General features: G+C 52.1%; 16 protein-coding genes and 1 tRNA gene. 7 read left to right on the forward strand and 10 right to left on the reverse strand.

Going from position 1 to position 18,325, the window contains the following annotated elements; translation table 11 throughout:
- Positions 1-3 precede the first annotated feature (3 nt).
- From QW772_05360 to QW772_05395, 8 genes are all read right to left on the reverse strand, one after another.
- A complete protein-coding gene (locus QW772_05360) occupies positions 4-1,827 on the reverse strand; it encodes an NADH-ubiquinone oxidoreductase-F iron-sulfur binding region domain-containing protein (GenBank protein MEM0038336.1) in 1,824 nt (607 codons plus the stop codon).
- Complete coding sequence (locus tag QW772_05365; GenBank protein MEM0038337.1) at positions 1,820-2,332, reverse strand: NAD(P)H-dependent oxidoreductase subunit E; 513 nt, start codon at positions 2,330-2,332, stop codon at positions 1,820-1,822. Before QW772_05365 ends, QW772_05360 begins: the two co-directional genes overlap by 8 nt.
- Positions 2,333-2,555: 223 nt before the next feature.
- Positions 2,556-3,449, reverse strand: coding sequence for an AbrB/MazE/SpoVT family DNA-binding domain-containing protein (locus QW772_05370; protein MEM0038338.1), 894 nt, complete (start codon positions 3,447-3,449; stop codon positions 2,556-2,558).
- Positions 3,450-3,809: 360 nt separating this feature from the next.
- Positions 3,810-4,355, reverse strand: coding sequence for a hypothetical protein (locus QW772_05375; protein MEM0038339.1), 546 nt, complete (start codon positions 4,353-4,355; stop codon positions 3,810-3,812).
- Positions 4,330-5,010: a UMP kinase gene (gene pyrH, locus QW772_05380; GenBank protein MEM0038340.1), complete on the reverse strand. Its 681-nt coding sequence runs from the start codon at positions 5,008-5,010 to the stop codon at positions 4,330-4,332. The genes QW772_05375 and pyrH overlap by 26 nt, the downstream gene beginning before the upstream one ends.
- 134 nt (positions 5,011-5,144) lie before the next feature.
- Complete coding sequence (locus QW772_05385) at positions 5,145-6,107, reverse strand: D-aminoacyl-tRNA deacylase (protein ID MEM0038341.1); 963 nt, start codon at positions 6,105-6,107, stop codon at positions 5,145-5,147.
- A 102-nt stretch (positions 6,108-6,209) separates the two neighbouring features.
- Complete coding sequence (locus QW772_05390; protein ID MEM0038342.1) at positions 6,210-7,244, reverse strand: DUF711 family protein; 1,035 nt, start codon at positions 7,242-7,244, stop codon at positions 6,210-6,212.
- A gap of 23 nt (positions 7,245-7,267) precedes the next feature.
- Positions 7,268-7,377, reverse strand: a tRNA-Leu gene (locus QW772_05395).
- A 149-nt stretch (positions 7,378-7,526) separates the two neighbouring features.
- Here QW772_05395 and QW772_05400 point away from each other — a divergent pair.
- From QW772_05400 to QW772_05410, 3 genes are all read left to right on the forward strand, one after another.
- On the forward strand, positions 7,527-7,721 hold the full coding sequence (locus QW772_05400; protein ID MEM0038343.1) for a ribbon-helix-helix domain-containing protein: 195 nt from the start codon (positions 7,527-7,529) through the stop codon (positions 7,719-7,721).
- 116 nt (positions 7,722-7,837) lie between these two features.
- Complete coding sequence (locus QW772_05405; GenBank protein MEM0038344.1) at positions 7,838-8,251, forward strand: hypothetical protein; 414 nt, start codon at positions 7,838-7,840, stop codon at positions 8,249-8,251.
- Positions 8,252-8,296: 45 nt separating this feature from the next.
- Complete coding sequence (locus QW772_05410; protein ID MEM0038345.1) at positions 8,297-9,649, forward strand: digeranylgeranylglycerophospholipid reductase; 1,353 nt, start codon at positions 8,297-8,299, stop codon at positions 9,647-9,649.
- A 53-nt stretch (positions 9,650-9,702) separates the two neighbouring features.
- Here QW772_05410 and QW772_05415 read toward each other — a convergent pair whose 3' ends face one another.
- On the reverse strand, positions 9,703-11,517 hold the full coding sequence (locus QW772_05415) for a radical SAM protein (protein ID MEM0038346.1): 1,815 nt from the start codon (positions 11,515-11,517) through the stop codon (positions 9,703-9,705).
- 100 nt (positions 11,518-11,617) lie between these two features.
- On the opposite strand from QW772_05415, the gene QW772_05420 reads away from it, so the two are divergent.
- Complete coding sequence (locus tag QW772_05420; GenBank protein MEM0038347.1) at positions 11,618-13,009, forward strand: transglutaminase-like domain-containing protein; 1,392 nt, start codon at positions 11,618-11,620, stop codon at positions 13,007-13,009.
- A gap of 18 nt (positions 13,010-13,027) precedes the next feature.
- Positions 13,028-13,354, forward strand: a complete 327-nt coding sequence (locus tag QW772_05425; protein MEM0038348.1) for a hypothetical protein — start codon at positions 13,028-13,030, stop codon at positions 13,352-13,354.
- Here the strand turns inward: QW772_05425 and QW772_05430 are convergent.
- On the reverse strand, positions 13,340-13,858 hold the full coding sequence (locus QW772_05430) for a hypothetical protein (GenBank protein MEM0038349.1): 519 nt from the start codon (positions 13,856-13,858) through the stop codon (positions 13,340-13,342). The genes QW772_05425 and QW772_05430 overlap by 15 nt on opposite strands.
- A 355-nt stretch (positions 13,859-14,213) precedes the next feature.
- On the opposite strand from QW772_05430, the gene QW772_05435 reads away from it, so the two are divergent.
- A complete protein-coding gene (locus QW772_05435) occupies positions 14,214-14,480 on the forward strand; it encodes a ribbon-helix-helix domain-containing protein (GenBank protein ID MEM0038350.1) in 267 nt (88 codons plus the stop codon).
- Positions 14,481-14,670: 190 nt separating this feature from the next.
- The gene (rgy, locus tag QW772_05440; GenBank protein MEM0038351.1) at positions 14,671-18,279 is read left to right on the forward strand and encodes a reverse gyrase; all 3,609 of its coding nucleotides are present in this window, start codon (positions 14,671-14,673) and stop codon (positions 18,277-18,279) included.
- The last annotated feature ends 46 nt before the right edge of the window (positions 18,280-18,325 follow it).

An 18,325-nucleotide genomic window follows, 5' to 3' on the forward strand; every position in this document is an offset into this window, starting at 1 on the left:
TCACTACACCTTCCTCACAGCCCCGAAGGGACACGCAACCAAGCATTGCCCGCACTTAATACAAAGCCCAGGATCTATCCTGTAGGCCTTCCCAGGCATTCCTGAGATGGCTTTCGTGGGGCAGTTTCTCGCGCATTGGCCACACCCTCTGCACGACGCAACGTCTATAGAGTAGGACACTAATTTACTGCAGACCTTGGCAGGGCATTTCTTGTTGGTAATGTGCTCCAAGTATTCGTCCTTAAAGTACCTGAGGGTTGATATGACTGGGTTCGGTGCCGTCCCGCCTAACGCGCATAAGCTACTTCTGGACGTTGCTTCCCCAAGTTCCTGTATGGTCTCTAAATCCTCTAGGACCCCCTCACCAGATGTGATTCTCTCGAGCATGTTGCTGAGTACCTTCATCCCGACTCTGCAAGGCAAGCACTTACCACACGACTCAGCCAGGGTGAAGTTCGTGAAGAACTTAGCGACATCAACCATGCAGTTGGAGTCGTCAATAACTACAAGCCCTCCGGAGCCCATTATAGCTCCGTAAGCCTGGAGGCTCTCATAATCTAACTCAAGATCAACCAAGTCTGCAGGTATGCATCCGCCGCTGGGACCCCCTATCTGCACGGCCTTGACCTTCCTTCCTTCAGGAGGCCCCCCCGCTAGGTCGTAGATAAGCGTCCTTATCTTCGTGCCTATAGGTATCTCGTACACACCCGTCCTCTTGACGGAACCCGTCACGCAGAACATCTTGGTTCCCTTGGACCTCTCAGTCCCGTAGGCAGTGAACTCCTCCACCCCAACCTGGAATATGGTGGCGACGTGAGCAAGTGTCTCAACGTTGTTTATCACGGTTGGTTTCCCCCACAGCCCGCTGGTCGCTGGGTAGGGTGGTCTCTGCCTAGGCCTAGACCTACCCTCTATCGCGGATATGAGCGCCGTCTCCTCGCCGCACACGAAGGCTCCAGCGCTTCTATATACCTCGACGTCGAATCTGAAGCCGCTTCCAAGGATGTTCTCGCCTAGGAAACTCCGTTCTCTGGCCTGCTGCACCGCGCTTTCGAGCCTGTCTGCCATCAGCGGCTTCTCAGCCCTAACGAATATATATCCTTTGGAGGCACCTACGGCGTAGCCGGCTATTATGAGGCCCTCTAGAACCCTATGCGGATCCGACTCAGCTAAGAGTCTATTCATGAATGCGCCAGGATCCCCCTCATCCCCGTTACATATGACGTACTTCACGTCGCTCTTCTGGTCGTAAGCGATCTTCCACTTCTGCCAGGTCGGGAATCCAGCGCCGCCGCGGCCCCTTAGTCCTGAGACCCTTATAGCGTCGATGACCCCTTCCCTGCTTAAGCTAAGCGCCTTCTTCAGTCCCGAATAGCCTCCTGTGGCGATGTAGTCGTCTATGGATTCCGGATCCACCAGACCGCAATTCCTGGAAACAAACCTGACCTGATGTCTCCATGCGGGCAGGGAGTCTAACGTAGGGACATTGACGAATCCATCAACCCTGAATCTAATGGCTAGAGCACCGCCGAGGTCGCCGTCAACGTATCTGCTTATTAAATCCTCAACGGCCTCTGCCTTGACGTTCGCATAGATAGCTGGTGGCAACCCCTCCTTTGCCAATTCTATCCATGGGTCAAGGTAACAGGCGCCCATACACCCGACTCTATGGATCTCAGCGTCGACTCCCAGGGTCTTCAGAGCCTCAACCACGGCGTTGTAGACATTCTCAGCACCTGCGGCTAGCGTGCAGCTGGATATAGGAACTCTGATTCTGAATCCTCTGGAGCCGTAGATGATCTCCCTCAACCGCTTGAAATCATGCATTCTCGTGCCCCTTCATCCTCTCCAGCGCCTTAGACCTATAACTAAGAACCACCTTCCTACCTTCCGAAGGGGTCAGCCTGCCGTGGACGTATCTCTCACTACCGTCGGAAGACATGACCATGACCACAGGCGCTAAGCTACAGCAACCGAAACACCTGGCCTTCTCTACAGACACGGCCACCGTTACGGCCCCGTCGCTGGTGGTAGTCCTGCCGCCGTCGAGCCCGACAGCCTTCCTCATGGCCTCGTAGACTTCTGAGGACCCCCTCAGATAGCAGGCGGTGCCGAAGCACACGTAAACAACGTACTTACCAACGGGTTCCAGCCTGAATTGATGATAGAATGTTGCGACGTTAAGAACCTCCGAGAGGGGGATGCCTAATCTAGCCGAGAGCCTCTCAAGAGCTTCTCTGGGCAGATAGAGAAACCTCTTCTGAATCTCTTGAAGCATGCCCACCAACCTACCCCTATCATATCCGTACCTACTGACGATCTCATCAACCATACTGTACTGATCCGCACGCGGCGCACCTAAGGTAGCAGCGCCCAAAGTGCGAGTTAACTCCCGTTTCTGCGGGCTCGTCAGGCACACCCTCATTCCTAGCGTCGTCTACCATATTAAGAAAAGTATAAGTTACCTTACTTAAGTATAAGTAAGTATAATTATCTTATGTGGAATACGCTGACATCGCATACTCGCAGCCGAAAGCCCTCTTCAGGGCTGGGGATCAGACCCTCGGATAGAAGTGTTTGCACCTGCAGGCCTTGTTCCTGATGCATCGCCCTAAAACAATCTCTGAGATCTTCGTCAGCAGATGCCTACACCTATCGCATAACCCTTGAGCCGCGTTTATCGTGGCGAGGGCTTTGAGCACGTTGCCGGCTGTATTCACAGCGGAGTCTATGTCCTGACTGAACAGAGCGCGTGTGGACGCTTCAGTCAGTTCTAAGAGATTACCTACGCATTTATCGCTACGAGCCTCTTGAGGGTTCATGCTCATCAGGACGTCAAGCAACTCCTTAACGTACTCCACAGCTAGAACCAAATCTATCGCTTCATAAGGTTCTATAGACTCCTCCGCCAGATGCAATTTCAGGTTTCTGAGGAAATAGAGGTACATCCGCATGACCTCTTTATATGCTAGTGATGCCCTCTCGAGGGCGCCCTCCTCTAGAGCCTCTAAGACCTCGTATATTGTTGACTCCATGAGTTTGGCGATGGAGTCCAACTCCGCCTTAACGTCGTTGAAGACGAATTCATGGACGTCCGAGCTCGGGTCGGCTTTTAATATGAACATAGTCACGTTGCTCTTGAGCTTCTCGGCTAACTCTATAACATCTACATAGCTTGACTTGACCTTGACCTTAGTGACGCCCTCCAAGTATGCTGACACAAGCTTTCTCAAGGCCAGGTCTTGACTCTCAACTTCGACAAGTATGTTCATGCCCTCATCGCTTTCTCTCTGGGTACGCGGTAACATCGTAATTCTACTCCCATCGAACACTAGGTTGACATCGTCGCCGGGCTTTATCCCAATTGACTCCGCCCACTTTTTAGGTATGATTACAGATAGCGAGCCCTTGCCAACCACGCTCACCTTCTTAACTACCTTCTCGGACATGTCCAGTCCAAGTCTTATATTTAAAGACACTTAAATACTGTTTTCAGGCCTCAAGACAGCTCAGGCCTGGAATGGGATTGCTTGCTCAATGCCGATTTATTTATGCGTGCTCAAACAGTACGCCAAAGTGTGTGAATGCCCGGGATGGACAGGCTTCTTCGATAATAAGCGGTTATAGTTAGGGACGCAATCTGAACGTGGTACTAACGCACTTCATAAGTTACGGGAGGGAAGGTAGTCAGCCATCCCTCCTACGTTGAAAACGAGGGAGTTTATCAGCCGGGGGTTCTCTCCGCATCGGATTTCAGTAGCACCTAGCTTTCCTCATCCAAGAACTCAGGGACTTCGGCCCATTTAAGTTTACAGGTCAGTCTCCTCAGCGACTTTAGAAGTGACCACCGTCCCATCGCAATCAACTACGTAAAGCCATAGACCGTTCGAGTCTACAGCCTTGGTCAACTTCCTCAGCAGTTCGTTAAGGTCTTCAGGCATGAGTTGCTCAAGCAACTCACGTTCCTCGCAGAGGCTGGTCAGATATTCCTTCTGCAGGAGATACCTACATCCCAGTGTGACGCCATCCTCGTCAATGACGCACTGAGCCGGAGTGAAGGACGGCAACGGGGGTAGGAAACCCCTATATGCCTCAACGTAAGTCCCTCGCTCCCCGGCAGGCGTCCTGCCGCGAAGCACGACCCCGCTAATAGGCTCGCATCCCAAGCTGATGTATATTTCCTTAAGAATCTTCAGCCCTCCAAGCAGGCTAGACACTTCTTCAGGCAATCTCTCAAGCACTTCGTCAACGCAGTTTGAGGGTAACACACATCCTATATGGTACTTCTCGAAGACGCTCATAACGACCTTATACCGATTTCCCGACCCCCTACTCAGGCCTGACCCAAGATCCATAGACTCTCTCTCCAGAAAGCACTGATTTGAGCATGTATGGTTTAAACGCGTTTATGAAGACTACCTGAAGCCGGGCTCTCTCGATTATGGAGAGGGCTACAGGATCTAGCAATTCATATCTTCCAGGCACGTAGGACTGCGTCAACACCTTCCTTAAATCACGTATCGTCAGCTCCCTCAGGACGCTGGCGTTAGGCTCTATCTTGGGGTCTTTGTCGTAGACGCCATCTACTGTGGTGGCGTTTATCAGCAGCTCTACGTTCAAGAGTTCAGCGAGGGATGCAGCTACAGCGTTCGTGGACTGACCTGGTTGCAATCCTCCCCCCACGGCGATTTTATCCAAGTTCCACGCGTGTATGAAGTCCTCTATCCTAGTCGGCACTGGGTAGTAGGCGTGGTCACCCAACATGGCTGAGAGCAGCATAGCGTTAAGTCTCGACGCACCTATCCCTAGGATGTCCTGCCATCCAAGCGAGACCCCCGCCTCAGAGGCCATGCTTATGTACTTCCTGGCAGTTTCGCCGCCACCCACAACCACCGCGATCTTAACCCCGCTCCCTCTATACTTCAGAATCACGTCCGCCAGCTCTGCGAGCGTCTTAACGTTCTCGACGCTGAAGACCTTACCCGTCAGCTTAATCACTACACGCTCCATCTAAGGCCCTCTAAGAATTAGTTTTACTTGTTAAAAGGATTGCATCTGAAGGCCTTACCCTGAAGTGTTGGGGGGATGGACGTGGTTAAAGTGGAGCGTCCGGAGAATGAGTGTCTAGGTGGTGGGCTGGCATGCTAGCCTGTGATCTCGTGCTGTATGCCAAGAGATTTCAACACATCAAGGATTGAGCTCCGTGGGATAGCTCCCATCTTAGCTATCACCGCCTTAACCGCTGGCGGGTTACTCCTCAACACAGCCAGCCTAGAGACCTCCCTCAACTCACCCTCGCTGGTTGAGAGCTCTTTAATCGCGTACCTAGATATTATGTGACCGTAGCACTCGCCGAGGCTAAGCGCCCTCTTGGTGAATCCCTCTGCGTAGTGCGGTCCTCCGAAGCCTACGGTCGGCGTGCAGTTAGGCGGCAGTTTAACGTTTATTAAAGCGTCAGCAACTGCATCACCCACCACCGCATGAGCTCTCTTCAGGCGCCACTCACTCTCTGAAGAACCTATCTCAACAAAAGTCAGCGGTTTTTCGAGGTTCGTGGGGCCGTGGTGAGTTACCTCATAGACAACCTCAAACCCTGGGAGACCCTCTGAAGCCAGTCTGCTGAGGTTACTTAGAATTGAGTATGTCAGGGATGGATTAGCTATCGAGAGCTCCCTAGGTCTACCGCCCGCTTCAGCGGCTGCCGTGGGGTTACCTGTGTGGTGAACTGTCAAGGACTTGATGCCCGAGCTTGCCCTATGGAGTGAGAGAACTACGTAGGAATTCGCCTCAGGCAAGACATCGTCCAGAAAGTCGAAATATATGACATCCTCCCTGAAACCCACTAAGACAGCGTCAACCTCCTCAATAACCCATGATGCGATGCTACCTGACCTGCGGGTCTCCCTACACCTGAACACCCTTCTCAAATGGTCTGCAACCCCCTTCCCCGCAGGGTCGTCGACGTTATACACGACTCCAATGACGCCCGCACTTGCTTGTAAGCCTAGTGTGTGGCGTCCTTCAATGTCGCGGCCGTAGCCACTAACGGGTAAGCCTACGCGGTCTGCAGTTTGAGGAAAGCCTGGCCGAAACACTCCCAGCCTCACCCGTAGAAATAAAGGGATGTCTTTATTAAGCAAGCGCCCCCGAGCGTAGTCGTTTAGCGAGTGCCAGGAAGTCTCCAGGGAGGAGACCGATTACTTCCCACACTACGTTGAAATCACCGGTATTGTACCGAATCTGGATATCGTCACCTCCCTCCCATTAAACACTGGGATGACTCTAACTCCTACCGTTTTCCTCTTGACTTCGTAAGCCGCCAAGACATCCTCGAACACGTGCTTAATCAAGTTCTTGTCTCCCGGCAACGCGACCATATCAACGCCTACCAGGCAGTAGGCAGTCAGGAATGTCAGATGCGAGAGCCTTAATGTACCATCCCTAACCAACCTCATTAGGTTGTTGTCTTCGCCGACCGGGAGCATGACTTCATTGAATCCAAGCGTCCTTATACCGTGCATCTCAGCGATGTTGCCAAGCAGACTGTTTAAAGCCTTAACGCCCCACGCGCTCCCGGCATTGGGAAATGCGGCCCCACTCACGTGTTCTATGAGAGGCACTACCGACTCCTCCATCCATGGGGAGAGTGAAAGGTCTATCCCTAGATAGGGAATCTCCAGATTCTTGAACGTCGAGTTTAAGATAGTTTCTAACTCTCTGAGGATCCCCCCTAACTTTCCGGACGCTTCCTCGAGATTGCTCGAACTCTTCAACACCTGAAGCGCTGTGTCGACGTATCTTAAAGCTATTGAAGCACCATACCTCCTTGAAGTTGAGAGTGGGTAGTAGGGTGTCTCGACGTAGTCACCTACTGAGAACCCCAGCCTGGTGGACGCATCGTATCCCAGATCCTTCACCAGATTGATGAGTAGTTCAGAGGCTTCAGATGCTTCCTCCCACTCAGACATTAGGATCGTTGCGAAGGCGTTCCTGCACGTCATAAGGTTCCGCAACTCCTCGTACCGCACTTCATTAATGCTTCTGTGATACGCCGAGAACAGGTACTTACTATTGCACAGTAATTGAGTCAGTTCCTTGGGGACCCCTTCAGGGAGGGTGACTCTGACGGTCCATGGCGGGTATCCAACACCCGTCAGAGCCTTTGAGGCCTTCTCCAAATCATTCAAGACTTCTCCCACGTTATCAACTTGAGCGTAGGTCAACGTTAACGCACGAACCATCATATCATATCACCCCACCACACCGATGGTGCGGGGGGTGGGATTCGAACCCACGCAGGCCTGCGCCAGCGGGTCTCCCTGACTGATGCCGGAGGACTTGAGCCCGCCCCCTTTGACCTGGCTCGGGCACCCCCGCACCAAGAGATATTAACAAGAGCATAAATAAACTTATAATGGGGTAAGCCACGCGGTGACCTCACACATATTGTGGCGATACTTTCGGCCACCTCTCAGTATGTACTGAAAGTACCTAAGAGCTTATCTATTAGCTGAGGGGCTATCTACGTGGATGGATCTTGCATGAAAACGATCTCGGTGAGACTGCCTGAAGAGCTAATTGAATGCCTAAACACCTGCTCGTTCAGAAGTGGTAGGAACCGTTCCGATGTAATAAGAGACGCCCTCAAAACCTACCTGACCAACACTCCGGGCAAACTCAAGTCCGGTGAAACACGCATTAGGAGAGTGCTCGTCTACTAGACTCTTCACTGACTGCGGGAACTCATACCGACTGCCTATTTCCGAGAAGGACTGTGTGAAGAGGTAAGATAAACAGGTTATTGACTTAAGGTCCTTTAATATAGGTGGTGAAGTCGATGTGCAGACGGGTGAGCAATACCCTGAGGAAATTGCCTTTGCTCTTAGCACTTTCCATATTTTACATTTACGGTTTTCTATGGTCTTTAAAGCCTAGGAGAGTGAGCTCTGCTGAGGACGTGCTGGAGTTGTTCTACTATGGATTTCTCCGTCTGAGGAGGGGGGACGTTGAGGTAGTTAAGCTTGATAAGAGGGAGCTCGTCACGGTGTCCAGGAATCCCTGTCCAGTATTGAAGCTCACCCTACTCTTAGGGATGGACACTAGGTACACATGCAGGCTAGTGTCGGAGACTGTGTGTAGGTACGTGCTCAAGCGGATGGATCCCAGGTTACTCTTTGAGAGGGATTATAGCCACATTAGGCCCTACGCGGACGGCTGTATAGAGAGGGTGTATTTCAGGGAGGACCGGTAGTAAACAATATATTGGCGTGGTCTCTACTATTCTAGGTATGTGACTATGGATTCGTATGATATCGTTGTGGTGGGTGCTGGTGTTGCCGGCGCCTCGCTTGCCTACTTCCTAGGAGGTAAGGGCTTCAAGACTTTAGTCATTGATGTTAGACCTTACGAGAGGATAGGTGATAAGCCCTGTGCCGACGCTATAGGGAAGCATCATTTCGATGAAGTTGGGATGGAACCCCCGGGTGGGGATCTGCTTGAGGGGCATGTTAGAGGTATCGATGTGTACTCACCCTCTGAGCTAGTCAAGTACAGGGTTCTGGGGGAAGGCTACGAGGTGGACAGAGTGAAGTTCACTAAAACGCTGTTAAGCGAGGCGATAGACCGTGGTGTGGAATTTCGGAGTGAGACTCAAGGGGTTGAGCCGATAGTCAAGGACAGTTATGTAGTGGGGCTCATCACGTGGAGCAGGGCTGAGGGCAGGCGTGAGATACGCTCTAAAGTAGTTGTTGATGCTTCGGGTATGGCTAGGGCTGTAGTCAGAAGGCTTGACCCTAACCACTGGCCTGTGCACGACGATATCGTGCCCGTGGACTATAACATAGCCTACAGGGAGGTCAGAGCGTTGAAGGACTATGTCGAGGAGCCGGATATTCTGAGGATATATGTGAGTAAGAAGGTAGCTCCTGGAGGATACTGGTGGGTTTTCCCATACTCCAGGGATGGCAACGTGGTTAACGTGGGTCTAGGCGTTCAGGGCGGCATGAACTACCCCAACCCTAAGGACCTCCTCTACAAGTATGTGTTGAGCAGACCCGAATACAGGGAGAGTAAGGTGATAGAAGCGGGGGGCGCTGCTGTGCCGACTAGGAGGCCTGCACAGACGTTGGTATGGAACGGTTTAGCGATGACAGGGGATGCGGCATATACTGTGAATCCCGTACACGGTGGGGGGAAGGGTTCAGCCATCCTTGCCTCCTGGTGTGTGTCGAATGCAGTAGCCCACGCCCTAGAGTTGGGGGATCCCTCCGCCGGGAATCTGTGGAATGCTAACATGTGCTTTAACAGGAGATACGGTGCTAAGCAAGCAGCTCTGGACGTGTTTAGACTGTTCCTTCAGAAGTTAAGTGACGAGGACCTCGAGTATGGCATGAGCAGGAAGATAATAAAGGAGGAAGACCTAAACACGGTCTCCCTTAAGGGGGACCTTGAGTTAAGCGTGGTTGAGAAGGCGATGAGGTTGTTGGCAGGTCTATCTAGACCATCATTACTCCTCAAACTTAGGAGGGTAGCTCACTACATGAGTGAGGTGAAGCGACTCTACATGAATTACCCGGAGACTCCTGACGGACTGAGCAAGTGGCGTGCAGAGGTTGAGGGGCTCTACAGCAGATTCGTGGGGGAGTTGTAAACACACAGCCTTAAACGTGTCAGGGTGTTATGCAAAACTTGGTGAGTTTGGGGTTACTTACTGTGGGCTGACTCCTTAAGCCACGGATACATGTCGATCCATCTATGAATGAACTCATTATAGGTCTGCATGTAGAGTGGGTGTGAGGTCATCCTCTTTATTAGGTCAAGATTCCTCCTATACTTGACGGCCTCCCCTATGCTGTTAGACCCTCTTAGCTTGACCCACTCGTCCAGAGTAAACATGTACCTCTTCTGAACGTAATCCCTGTAGACATCATTTAGGACGTTAAACGTACAGAAAGGAACCACGCGCCCGTCCGGCATCAGGTAGTGGACGTTGCACCGCATAACCCTTTCCACGTCGTAGTTGTAGAGATCCATGAAGTGCATCATGCCGATGAACGTGAACTTATAGTGCCACTCGCCCAGCGATTCGTAGGTGTGCTTTATGAGCACCTCGCCGAGCAGCTTGCGTAGGACGCCCTTTATCTCTGAAGGGACTTCATCCCATTTAATGTACTTAAAGAGGACGGAGAGAAGGAGTTTGGAGCCTATCAAATACTTGCTTCCGCCACCCGTCATCTCCCGCGACTTCTCCCGTAGGTAGTCGAGGAAGCCGTGGACGTCGATCATCCTAGTTATCGGTGTGTAGTTCACTTCACCATCCTCCCTTGACGCGTATATGTAGGTGCCGACGCCGCACTCCGGATGGTTGGCCATCTCGAACTTGAACTCGCCGCTGAATCCCTCCACGAATGTTGATATGGGTACGGAGGCTGGGACAGGGAACCAATCACCGACCCTTATTTGACCCCTCGTCTGCTCCTCAACCAACTTAGCTACATCGTATATAGTGATCCTCAGCTCGTCCCTCTCGGCTTTCTTAATCATTCCGGTGAGGGATACCGGTTGGAAGTTCACCGACCTTACGATGTCCTTGTTCAGAATGGCAAACTTTATTATGTCCCCTAACTCGTGAGTGTTCACCCCCCTAATCACCGTAGGCACCAGTACAACGCTGGTCATCCCTGACTTCCTGAAGGTGTCTAACGCGAACGGCACTTCCCAATGATTCTTCGGATTCGCTTGAGGCGATACGCCGTCGAAGCTCATGTATATGGTGTTCACCCCCGCATCCCTGAGAGCTCTCGAAAACTTAACCGCCGCCTCCTCACCGTCGAGGAGGTACAGCTTAGCGATCTTAGTTATGCTCGTGTTCAGCTGGACGTGCCTGACGCCCATCTCCCTAAGTAGCTTAACTATCTCAACTATGTCCTCCCTCAGGAGGGGCTCACCGCCAGTCAGCTGTATGGCTGGCGTGACCCCCTGCTTAAGTAGTTGCTGAACCATGAACTTAATTTGATCCATCGTTGGCTCGTAAACAAAGCCGGATTTCTCGGCAAAAAAGAAGCAGTACCAACAGTCTAGATCACACCTGTTTGTCAAGACTAGGTTTGCTAGTGCTGTGTGATTCTTGTGTATCGGGCATAGACCGCAACTGTAGGGACACGGTGCGGTGAGGTTCGTGTACACGTGCCTGGGACCCCTCCCCTCAACAAAGAACCTCTCTATCCGTTTAGCGAATTCGGATGAGCCTTGATACAACTCCTCTATCTCTCCGTGCTCAGGACATTCCTTCCTTATGTAGAGCTTGCCCTCCCTCTCAATTATCACTGCCGGGAGTAACGCATAGCAGTAGGGACATATTGACTGAGTGATTCTAAGAAGTTTCTCGCCCTCCCTAGGGCTGGGTATCGAAGCCCCTACGGTCACCTCTCTGTCAGCTATCCTTATCACGCGTCTGTCAGGGTCGTAATGCGAGGGGTTTATTAAGGACTCCTCACCTCCAGGAGGAATGCCCGCCAAACCTCATTACCTCACCATATTCAATACCGCGCATCCTCATTTTAAGTGTGACTCTCTAAGGAACCGCCTCAATTAGCCGGCTTCGTAGTCAGGTGCTTACATGATCTACGTCAGGCTCTCAAGGGATTTAAAAGTTTTAAGGGAAGTGTATGTGGTGGTCGTGGTATCAGTCCTTAGTAGAGTGGCGTCAGCGCTGGTGTTGATGCTAGCGGTCTCGACGCCGTATGTGTTGTTCGCTGACAACTCCTATGGGGAGGGTGTTCACGAAGAGTTCGTTTTCGTTGACGTGGCTAGGGTGCTTCAATCCTCGATTGTTTCCGAGGGCTATTTCGAGACTCCCATCAACTATAGTGAGCCGCACTACATTCAAGCTGTTAAGCTCGCTAAGGTGGGTGGCGACGTGGTTGTCGAACACTCGGGCAACAGGACTCCCCTCAAGATACTCACTGCCGAAGGCGCTACCGGTTACGTAGTTCTCAACGTATCCCTAACACGTAATACTTGCAGGGAACTCGGTATAGTGGCTCAGGCCCTCTACGCGCTGAACATCACCAAGGTGCCTGTGGAGGCGCTCATCTGTATGCTTCTTGAGGGGTATGAGGTAAGCGACCTGCCGCCGGACACATATCGTGGAAACGCAACCTCTAAGTACGTCATGCAACCCAATAGCAGGGTGGTGGAAGTCGTGGTACCTCGGTTTGAGGGGTGGTTACGTGAGAGGTTGCCGCCTAACTACAGCATTGCGGACGCACCTAGGACGTATGTAGCGGTCTGGGCCGCCTACTACGTGTATGGAGGTTACCTCATAAGGTACGAAGCCAGCTCCACCCCTAGAAGTCTAGATGAGGTTCTTGAGAAGTGGAAGGGGGACTGCGACGACATGTCTAGGGTCCTCCTTAACCTGCTCTGGTATTACGGCGTGCCGGCCAAGATTCAGTACGGGTATGTCTACATCGAGTCATTCGACTATCTATCTGACTTCTACGGATCGCTGACTAGGTTCGTTAACGCAGGGCCTCACGCGTACGTAGTTTCCTACGTACCCAACGTCGGATGGGTTTCCGTAGATCTGCTTGCATGGGCACGCCTCATATACCCGACCCTAATAACGGGGGAGACGACTTATGCGAACATGAGTGTTGAGGAGCTGAAGGCCATCGAGGACGAATACTCGGCGTTCAGATACGTGGAGCTTGTGGAAGTGCATGAGGCTAGTAGAGTACCGGACGCGCTCGCCAAGGCTATAGATAGTGGGAACCTACTCCCCAGACTTGAGGAGCTGGTTGTGGGGACGCCCCAGGCAGTGGAGAGCATAACGACGTCCACACTCACAGAGACTCCTGCCCTGGAAACATCTTCAGACGCTACTGCAGCAACGCCTCGCACGGGATCGGGCGATGGGCCTGCCATGGCCGCATTGCTGCTGGCTGTGCCTCTAATCCTGGCTATTGCGGTCCTCTTCAAGGTGACTGTCAGTCGTAAGACTGCATAACTGTACGGGGTGCCCCCTATGGAGACTTCCTGTGAGGTGTGTGAGAGGAGGCCGGCTACGAGGAGGTGCGTTATATGCGGTAGGAATGTATGTGAGGTGCACATCAACGAGGAGGGCGTGTGTGTTGTATGCGTTGATCTCATGTGTAGGGTATGTGGGAATAGGTTGGCAGTCACTTCTTGCGCGGTGTGTGGCAGGCCAGTCTGCAGGGAGTGCTCGCTTGAGCTGGAACCTGGGATCAGAGTTTGTCGCTCGTGCAGTGGGTCCTACGACGTGAAGAGCTTAGCAGACCTCAAGCGACTGTTCCGACGTCACGACCTCGGCTTTAACTTACCTCAGACCTAACTTCCTCCTGCAGGACTCAACGAGTGCGGAGGTGTATCTAACTAGGTTGAGCTCCTCTGACGCTAGAGCCCTCAACATGCTTGAGCTACCTATTATGTCGTCCTTTACGGCGAGCCTCAATACTGTCACGCGGTCCCTATATCTAACCTCAAGCTCATCCACGCCTAAAGACAGAGACGTGTATTTGCTGCTTAAAACCACCTTACGGCTCCTCTTCCTGTATGAGACCGCGGCTAATGGAGATCTGTGTATTAACGCCACCGCATGCTCGTCATTAACGTACGTTAAACCCTCACAGACCTTGCCCGTCTTAAGGCTGGGGGAAGTCACGACCTCCTCTACCGATGCTGCCGCAGACACCACTTCTCTGAATTTAGCCAGCAACTCGCTCGTCAGGGCCAACGTAGTGCTGGCTCCCCCCTTAAACGCCGACCCCTCCCTAGACTTCATCTCCTCATAGGTCTTCAAAGCGCTCTCAACCACTTCCAGAGCCTCTTTAAACATACCGATCTAGCACCACTAAAACATGCAAGCAAGTCTTTAAAGCTTTTTACCTTGATGGAAGGTTTGTTGGTGAGGCAAGGAAGATAACGACAAGCATTCAAAGAGTTCACGGGAGCTCAATCTCCTGAGGAGTCCCCCTCGCCGAGGAAAGTCTGAGAGGCCATGATTCCGTCGTTGGTCGCGGGGGGAAGCATAGAGTAATACTCAGTTACTCATAATAATACGGGCGGCATAGTTAATGAGGTAATCTTCGGTATTATTCACTCATCGATGACTAATATTCCACAGCCGGAGTCCCGAGCTAAACGGAGTGCTTTATATGAAGCCTCAATGTAATATATTGTGGTGATACTTAATGTTTGTGATGGAGCTTGACGCGAGGAGGACGCGGACGCTGACCCTTAGGGTGCCGGTAGGCGTTAATGAAATACTTGAGAAAGCCTACCGGGATCTTGGATACTCAACAAAGAGCGACTTCATCAGGGAGGCCATTATAGAGTATATAAACGAGGCCCTGAAGAGGGGCTTGACAGGTTCAAGCATCGGAAACGGGAAGAATAAAATTCATGGTAAGTCGAGACCTGCGGTTAGCAGGAACGCCCGACTGGTGGTTGTACGTTAAGGGGTTTGCCTGGACACCATGTGCTCTCAGGATTAAGGCCCTGAACCCAAGTGGTTCAGACATTCATTACGAACCAAATATAAAACCTGAAACAGTTTCACAAGGTCTAGAGATCCCTGTTTAAGCTCTTACTTTTAAGTCCTCCCTACCGTTAGTAGTATCTTAGGGTGGAGTGCCCTAGGTATTAAGCATGGCTGTGAGGGCTGTATTCAGGGGGCTGTGTCCTAACTGTGGCGGTGATGTGACGTCCGAAAGGTTAGTTAAGGGCCTCCCTTGCGTGAGATGCTTGCCCCCACACACAAAGCCAGTCTCACTTAGAGACGGATACTTACACAGGGTTCTAGGGGTCGAGGATAGGGTAAGGGAGGTGAACGAGATGTTTCGCCGGGCTGTGGGGTCTGGGCTGTGGGGCCTTCAGAGGCTGTGGGCCCGCAGGTTCTTCAGCAACGAGAGTTTCGCAATGGTCGCCCCAACTGGCAGCGGTAAGACGACGATGCAGATAATACTCGCTATCCACGCAGCACTTAACGGAAGGAAGTCATTGATACTTGTCCCCACGAGCCTTCTCGCCAGGCAGATACACGAGAAGGTATCGGACATTTGCGGAAAGCTCGGACTGAATGGGGTGAAGCTCGTGTCCTACCACAGTCTCATGAGCGAGAAAGCCAAGAGGGAGTCCGTGCGTGAGGTGTGCGACGCCTCCATAATAATTACAACCTCAGCGTCGTTGATGAAGAGGCCTGAGCTACAGCAACATGTGGACGTGGCGTTCGTGGACGATGTCGACAGCTTCCTTCGAAGGAGTAAGAGTGTCGATATAGTGTTGAGGATGCTGGGGGTTACTGAGAATGAGGAGAAGGTCGTAAGCAGAATACAGGAGCTGGAGGACATGGCTAGGAGGCTAGCTACTGAGAGACCTGATGAGGCCAGGAGGCTGATTAGCGAGGCCCTAAAGATGAGGACAGCGTTGCAGAGCAATACCAAAGGTTCAATAGTGGTTAGTGGGGCCACGCAGACCGCCAGGAGAACTAAGAGCGTGAGACTCCTGAACACCCTGTACGGCTTCACCGTCGGCGGTAAGATAGAGGTTGGGAGGAACATAGTTGACACATACGTAAGGCCTGAGGGATGCACAGTCGAGGAGGTGGTCGCAAGGGTTGTCAGGAAGCTCGGCGGTGGCGGGTTGATCTACGTTCCAATGGATAAGGGAGTCGATTACGCAAGGAGGCTGGCGGAATTCCTCAAGGGAGAGGGGCTCAGGGCTGAGGCTTACCTAGGGTCTAGGAAGAGGGTTTTCGACCAGTTCGTGTCAGGGGAGCTGGACGTCCTAGTGGGGGTTGCCTCATACAGGAGCCCGCTAACAAGGGGGATTGACCTGCCGGAGAGAGTTAGATATGCTGTCTTCGCCGGAGTTCCCAAGTTCAGGCTGAGGATTAGCGTCGAGGACTTCCAGCCTGGCAGGTGGTTGATACTGCTCAACGAGATTAAGGACGCTATATACAGCAAGTACCCTGAGGAGTTTGACAGGGTTTTAGGGGGGTTGGTTAAGATAAGGACTTCCAGCAGGGACGTTTTGGAGGTTGTGCGGGAGGCGTTGAAGAGCGGGAGGGAACTTGCAGGGTATCAGGACTTCGTTAGGAGGGTTGCTGAGGAGGCCCTCTCCTTCATGAATAGGGTTCTCAAAGACCCTGACGTCATCGACAGGTTATCAAAGAGCAGGACAATCGCTTTTGGCGGCAGGGAAGGTGAGTACTTCTTCATAATACCTGACGCGACGGCCTACATTCAGGCGAGCGGCAGGACCTCAAGACTTTACGTCGGCGGTCTGACCAAAGGCTTGAGCGTGTTGGTTATTGATGAGGAGAAGGCGTTCAACGCGTTGCTGAGGGATCTCAAGTGGTTGTTAGAGGCCATTGAGTTCAGGGAGTATAGGGATGACGAGGTCGAGGGGGTGATGAAGGAGGTGGACCGCGATAGGAGGAGAGTCAGGCTCGCACTGGAGGGTAGGCTGAGGGTGCGGAAGAAAGAACTCATGAAGACAGCTCTGTTCATCGTTGAATCCCCCAACAAAGCCAGGACTATAGCCAGGCTCTTCGGCAGGCCTGCCAGGAAGACTGTAGGCAGTCTTCAGACGTTCGAGGTCCTATCTGAGGACAGGTTGATAATCGTCGCCGCTACAGGAGGGCACATACTGGATTTAGTCACCGACGCTGGACGTTTCGGGGTGTTAGTTAGAGGGTCTTCCTTCATGCCCGTGTACAAACCTATAAGAAGGTGTGTTAAGTGCGGTAGGGATGTTCCTGAGGATGAGGATGCGTGCCCTTCATGCGGTGGCAAGACATTCGTAGAAAGTAGACCTATCATTGACTCTCTAAGGCACATAGCGACCCAGGTTGACGAAGTGCTCGTAGGTACTGACCCCGACGCTGAGGGGGAGAAGATAGCGTGGGACGTGACTCTGCTCCTTAAACCGTTTAATAATAGCATACACCGTGTGAGATTCCATGAAGTCACCCGCAGGGGCATCTACGGCGCTCTGGCAAGCCCCTCAGCGATAGACAATAACATGGTTGACGCGCAGATCGTTAGGAGGATTGAAGATAGGTGGATAGGCTTCAGTCTAAGTCCGATGCTATGGCGGAAGTTTAAGCTGAAATTCCTATCTGCAGGGAGAGTTCAGACACCTGTTCTTGGATGGGTTGTTGAGCGTACGGACAGATATAGGGTGAAGGCCGACCTGATAACGGTGGTGCTTAAGGGCGTTGATGTCCCGCTCATATTCAAGGCCCCTAGGAACTTAGCTAAGAGGATTAAGGATGTGGGTAGAGTGGTCCTGAAGGACTTCAGAAGGGAAGTAGTTGAGATCCACCCGCCTCCACCGTACACAACCGACACGATGCTTTCAGAAGCCTCCAGGGTCCTCAGGACGCCGGCTCTTAGGGTGATGGAGTCTGCGCAGAGGCTATTCGAAGCAGGTTTAATCACCTACCATCGGACAGATAGCACCACAGTCAGCCCGCTGGGAATCTCGATAGCGAGAGACTACGTATCCAGGGTTTTTGGGGATGAAGTGTTTCAGGGCAGGAGGTGGGAGAGGCCGGGCGCGCACGAGTGCATAAGGCCTACGAGACCGCTCGACTCTAAGCAGGTGAAGGCTTTGAGGGCTGCCGGCTTACTCTCTTTGGCAGTCCCCCTGAGGGCTGATGACTACAGATTATATGACCTAGTGTTCAGGAGATTCATTATGAGCCAGATGCGTCCCTCTAAGGTTGAGAGGACCTCATTCAAGCTAGTTTTCGAGGATTTTATGAAGGAATTCACGCTAATCACGAAGGTGATTGAAGACGGGTTCAGTAGAATGAACAGATTCTTTAACGTGGTGGACTTAAGCGGGGTTAGCGACGGTGAGTACGAGGTGAGTGATGTAGAGTCCAGAACGATCTCAGAATATCCGTTGTACACATACAGCGATTTAGTGGATTTGATGAAGAGTAAGGGGATTGGCAGACCGTCGACCTACGCTAAGATACTGGACACACTCAAAAGGAGGGGCTACGTCATCGAGGTCGGTAAAGGCAGGCTAGTGGCTACCACGAGAGGTAGGGAGGTGTTCAGATATCTCAACGAGAAGTTCAATCACTTAGTCAACGAGGAGAGGACTAAAAAGTTACAGGAGAAGATAGACCTAATAGAAGCCGGAAGCGAGAAAGCCTGCAGAGTGTTGAGGGAGTTCTACGACGAGATAAAAAGCGTTGAAAAACTGGAGCCATTAGAATCATCTACCTCCCCCCTACCTTAGCACGTCCTACTTATTGATCTAACCTTATGAAGCTACCTGACGGCAG

It is taken from the genome of Zestosphaera sp. (assembly GCA_038727705.1).
In the GTDB taxonomy this organism is placed as follows: domain Archaea; phylum Thermoproteota; class Thermoprotei_A; order Sulfolobales; family NBVN01; genus Zestomicrobium.

Excerpts from the sequence above, each read along its gene's own strand:
- QW772_05360 (MEM0038336.1), bottom strand. The coding sequence starts at position 1,827 with ATGCATGATTTCAAGCGGTTGAGGGAGATCATCTACGGCTCCAGAGGA.
- QW772_05365 (MEM0038337.1), bottom strand. The coding sequence starts at position 2,332 with ATGGTTGATGAGATCGTCAGTAGGTACGGATATGATAGGGGTAGGTTG.
- QW772_05370 (MEM0038338.1), bottom strand. The coding sequence starts at position 3,449 with ATGTCCGAGAAGGTAGTTAAGAAGGTGAGCGTGGTTGGCAAGGGCTCG.
- QW772_05375 (MEM0038339.1), bottom strand. The coding sequence starts at position 4,355 with ATGGATCTTGGGTCAGGCCTGAGTAGGGGGTCGGGAAATCGGTATAAG.
- pyrH (MEM0038340.1), bottom strand. The coding sequence starts at position 5,010 with ATGGAGCGTGTAGTGATTAAGCTGACGGGTAAGGTCTTCAGCGTCGAG.
- QW772_05390 (MEM0038342.1), bottom strand. The coding sequence starts at position 7,244 with ATGATGGTTCGTGCGTTAACGTTGACCTACGCTCAAGTTGATAACGTG.
- QW772_05405 (MEM0038344.1), top strand. The coding sequence starts at position 7,838 with ATGTGCAGACGGGTGAGCAATACCCTGAGGAAATTGCCTTTGCTCTTA.
- QW772_05410 (MEM0038345.1), top strand. The coding sequence starts at position 8,297 with ATGGATTCGTATGATATCGTTGTGGTGGGTGCTGGTGTTGCCGGCGCC.
- QW772_05420 (MEM0038347.1), top strand. The coding sequence starts at position 11,618 with ATGATCTACGTCAGGCTCTCAAGGGATTTAAAAGTTTTAAGGGAAGTG.
- QW772_05425 (MEM0038348.1), top strand. The coding sequence starts at position 13,028 with ATGGAGACTTCCTGTGAGGTGTGTGAGAGGAGGCCGGCTACGAGGAGG.
- QW772_05430 (MEM0038349.1), bottom strand. The coding sequence starts at position 13,858 with ATGTTTAAAGAGGCTCTGGAAGTGGTTGAGAGCGCTTTGAAGACCTAT.
- QW772_05435 (MEM0038350.1), top strand. The coding sequence starts at position 14,214 with ATGTTTGTGATGGAGCTTGACGCGAGGAGGACGCGGACGCTGACCCTT.
- rgy (MEM0038351.1), top strand. The coding sequence starts at position 14,671 with ATGGCTGTGAGGGCTGTATTCAGGGGGCTGTGTCCTAACTGTGGCGGT.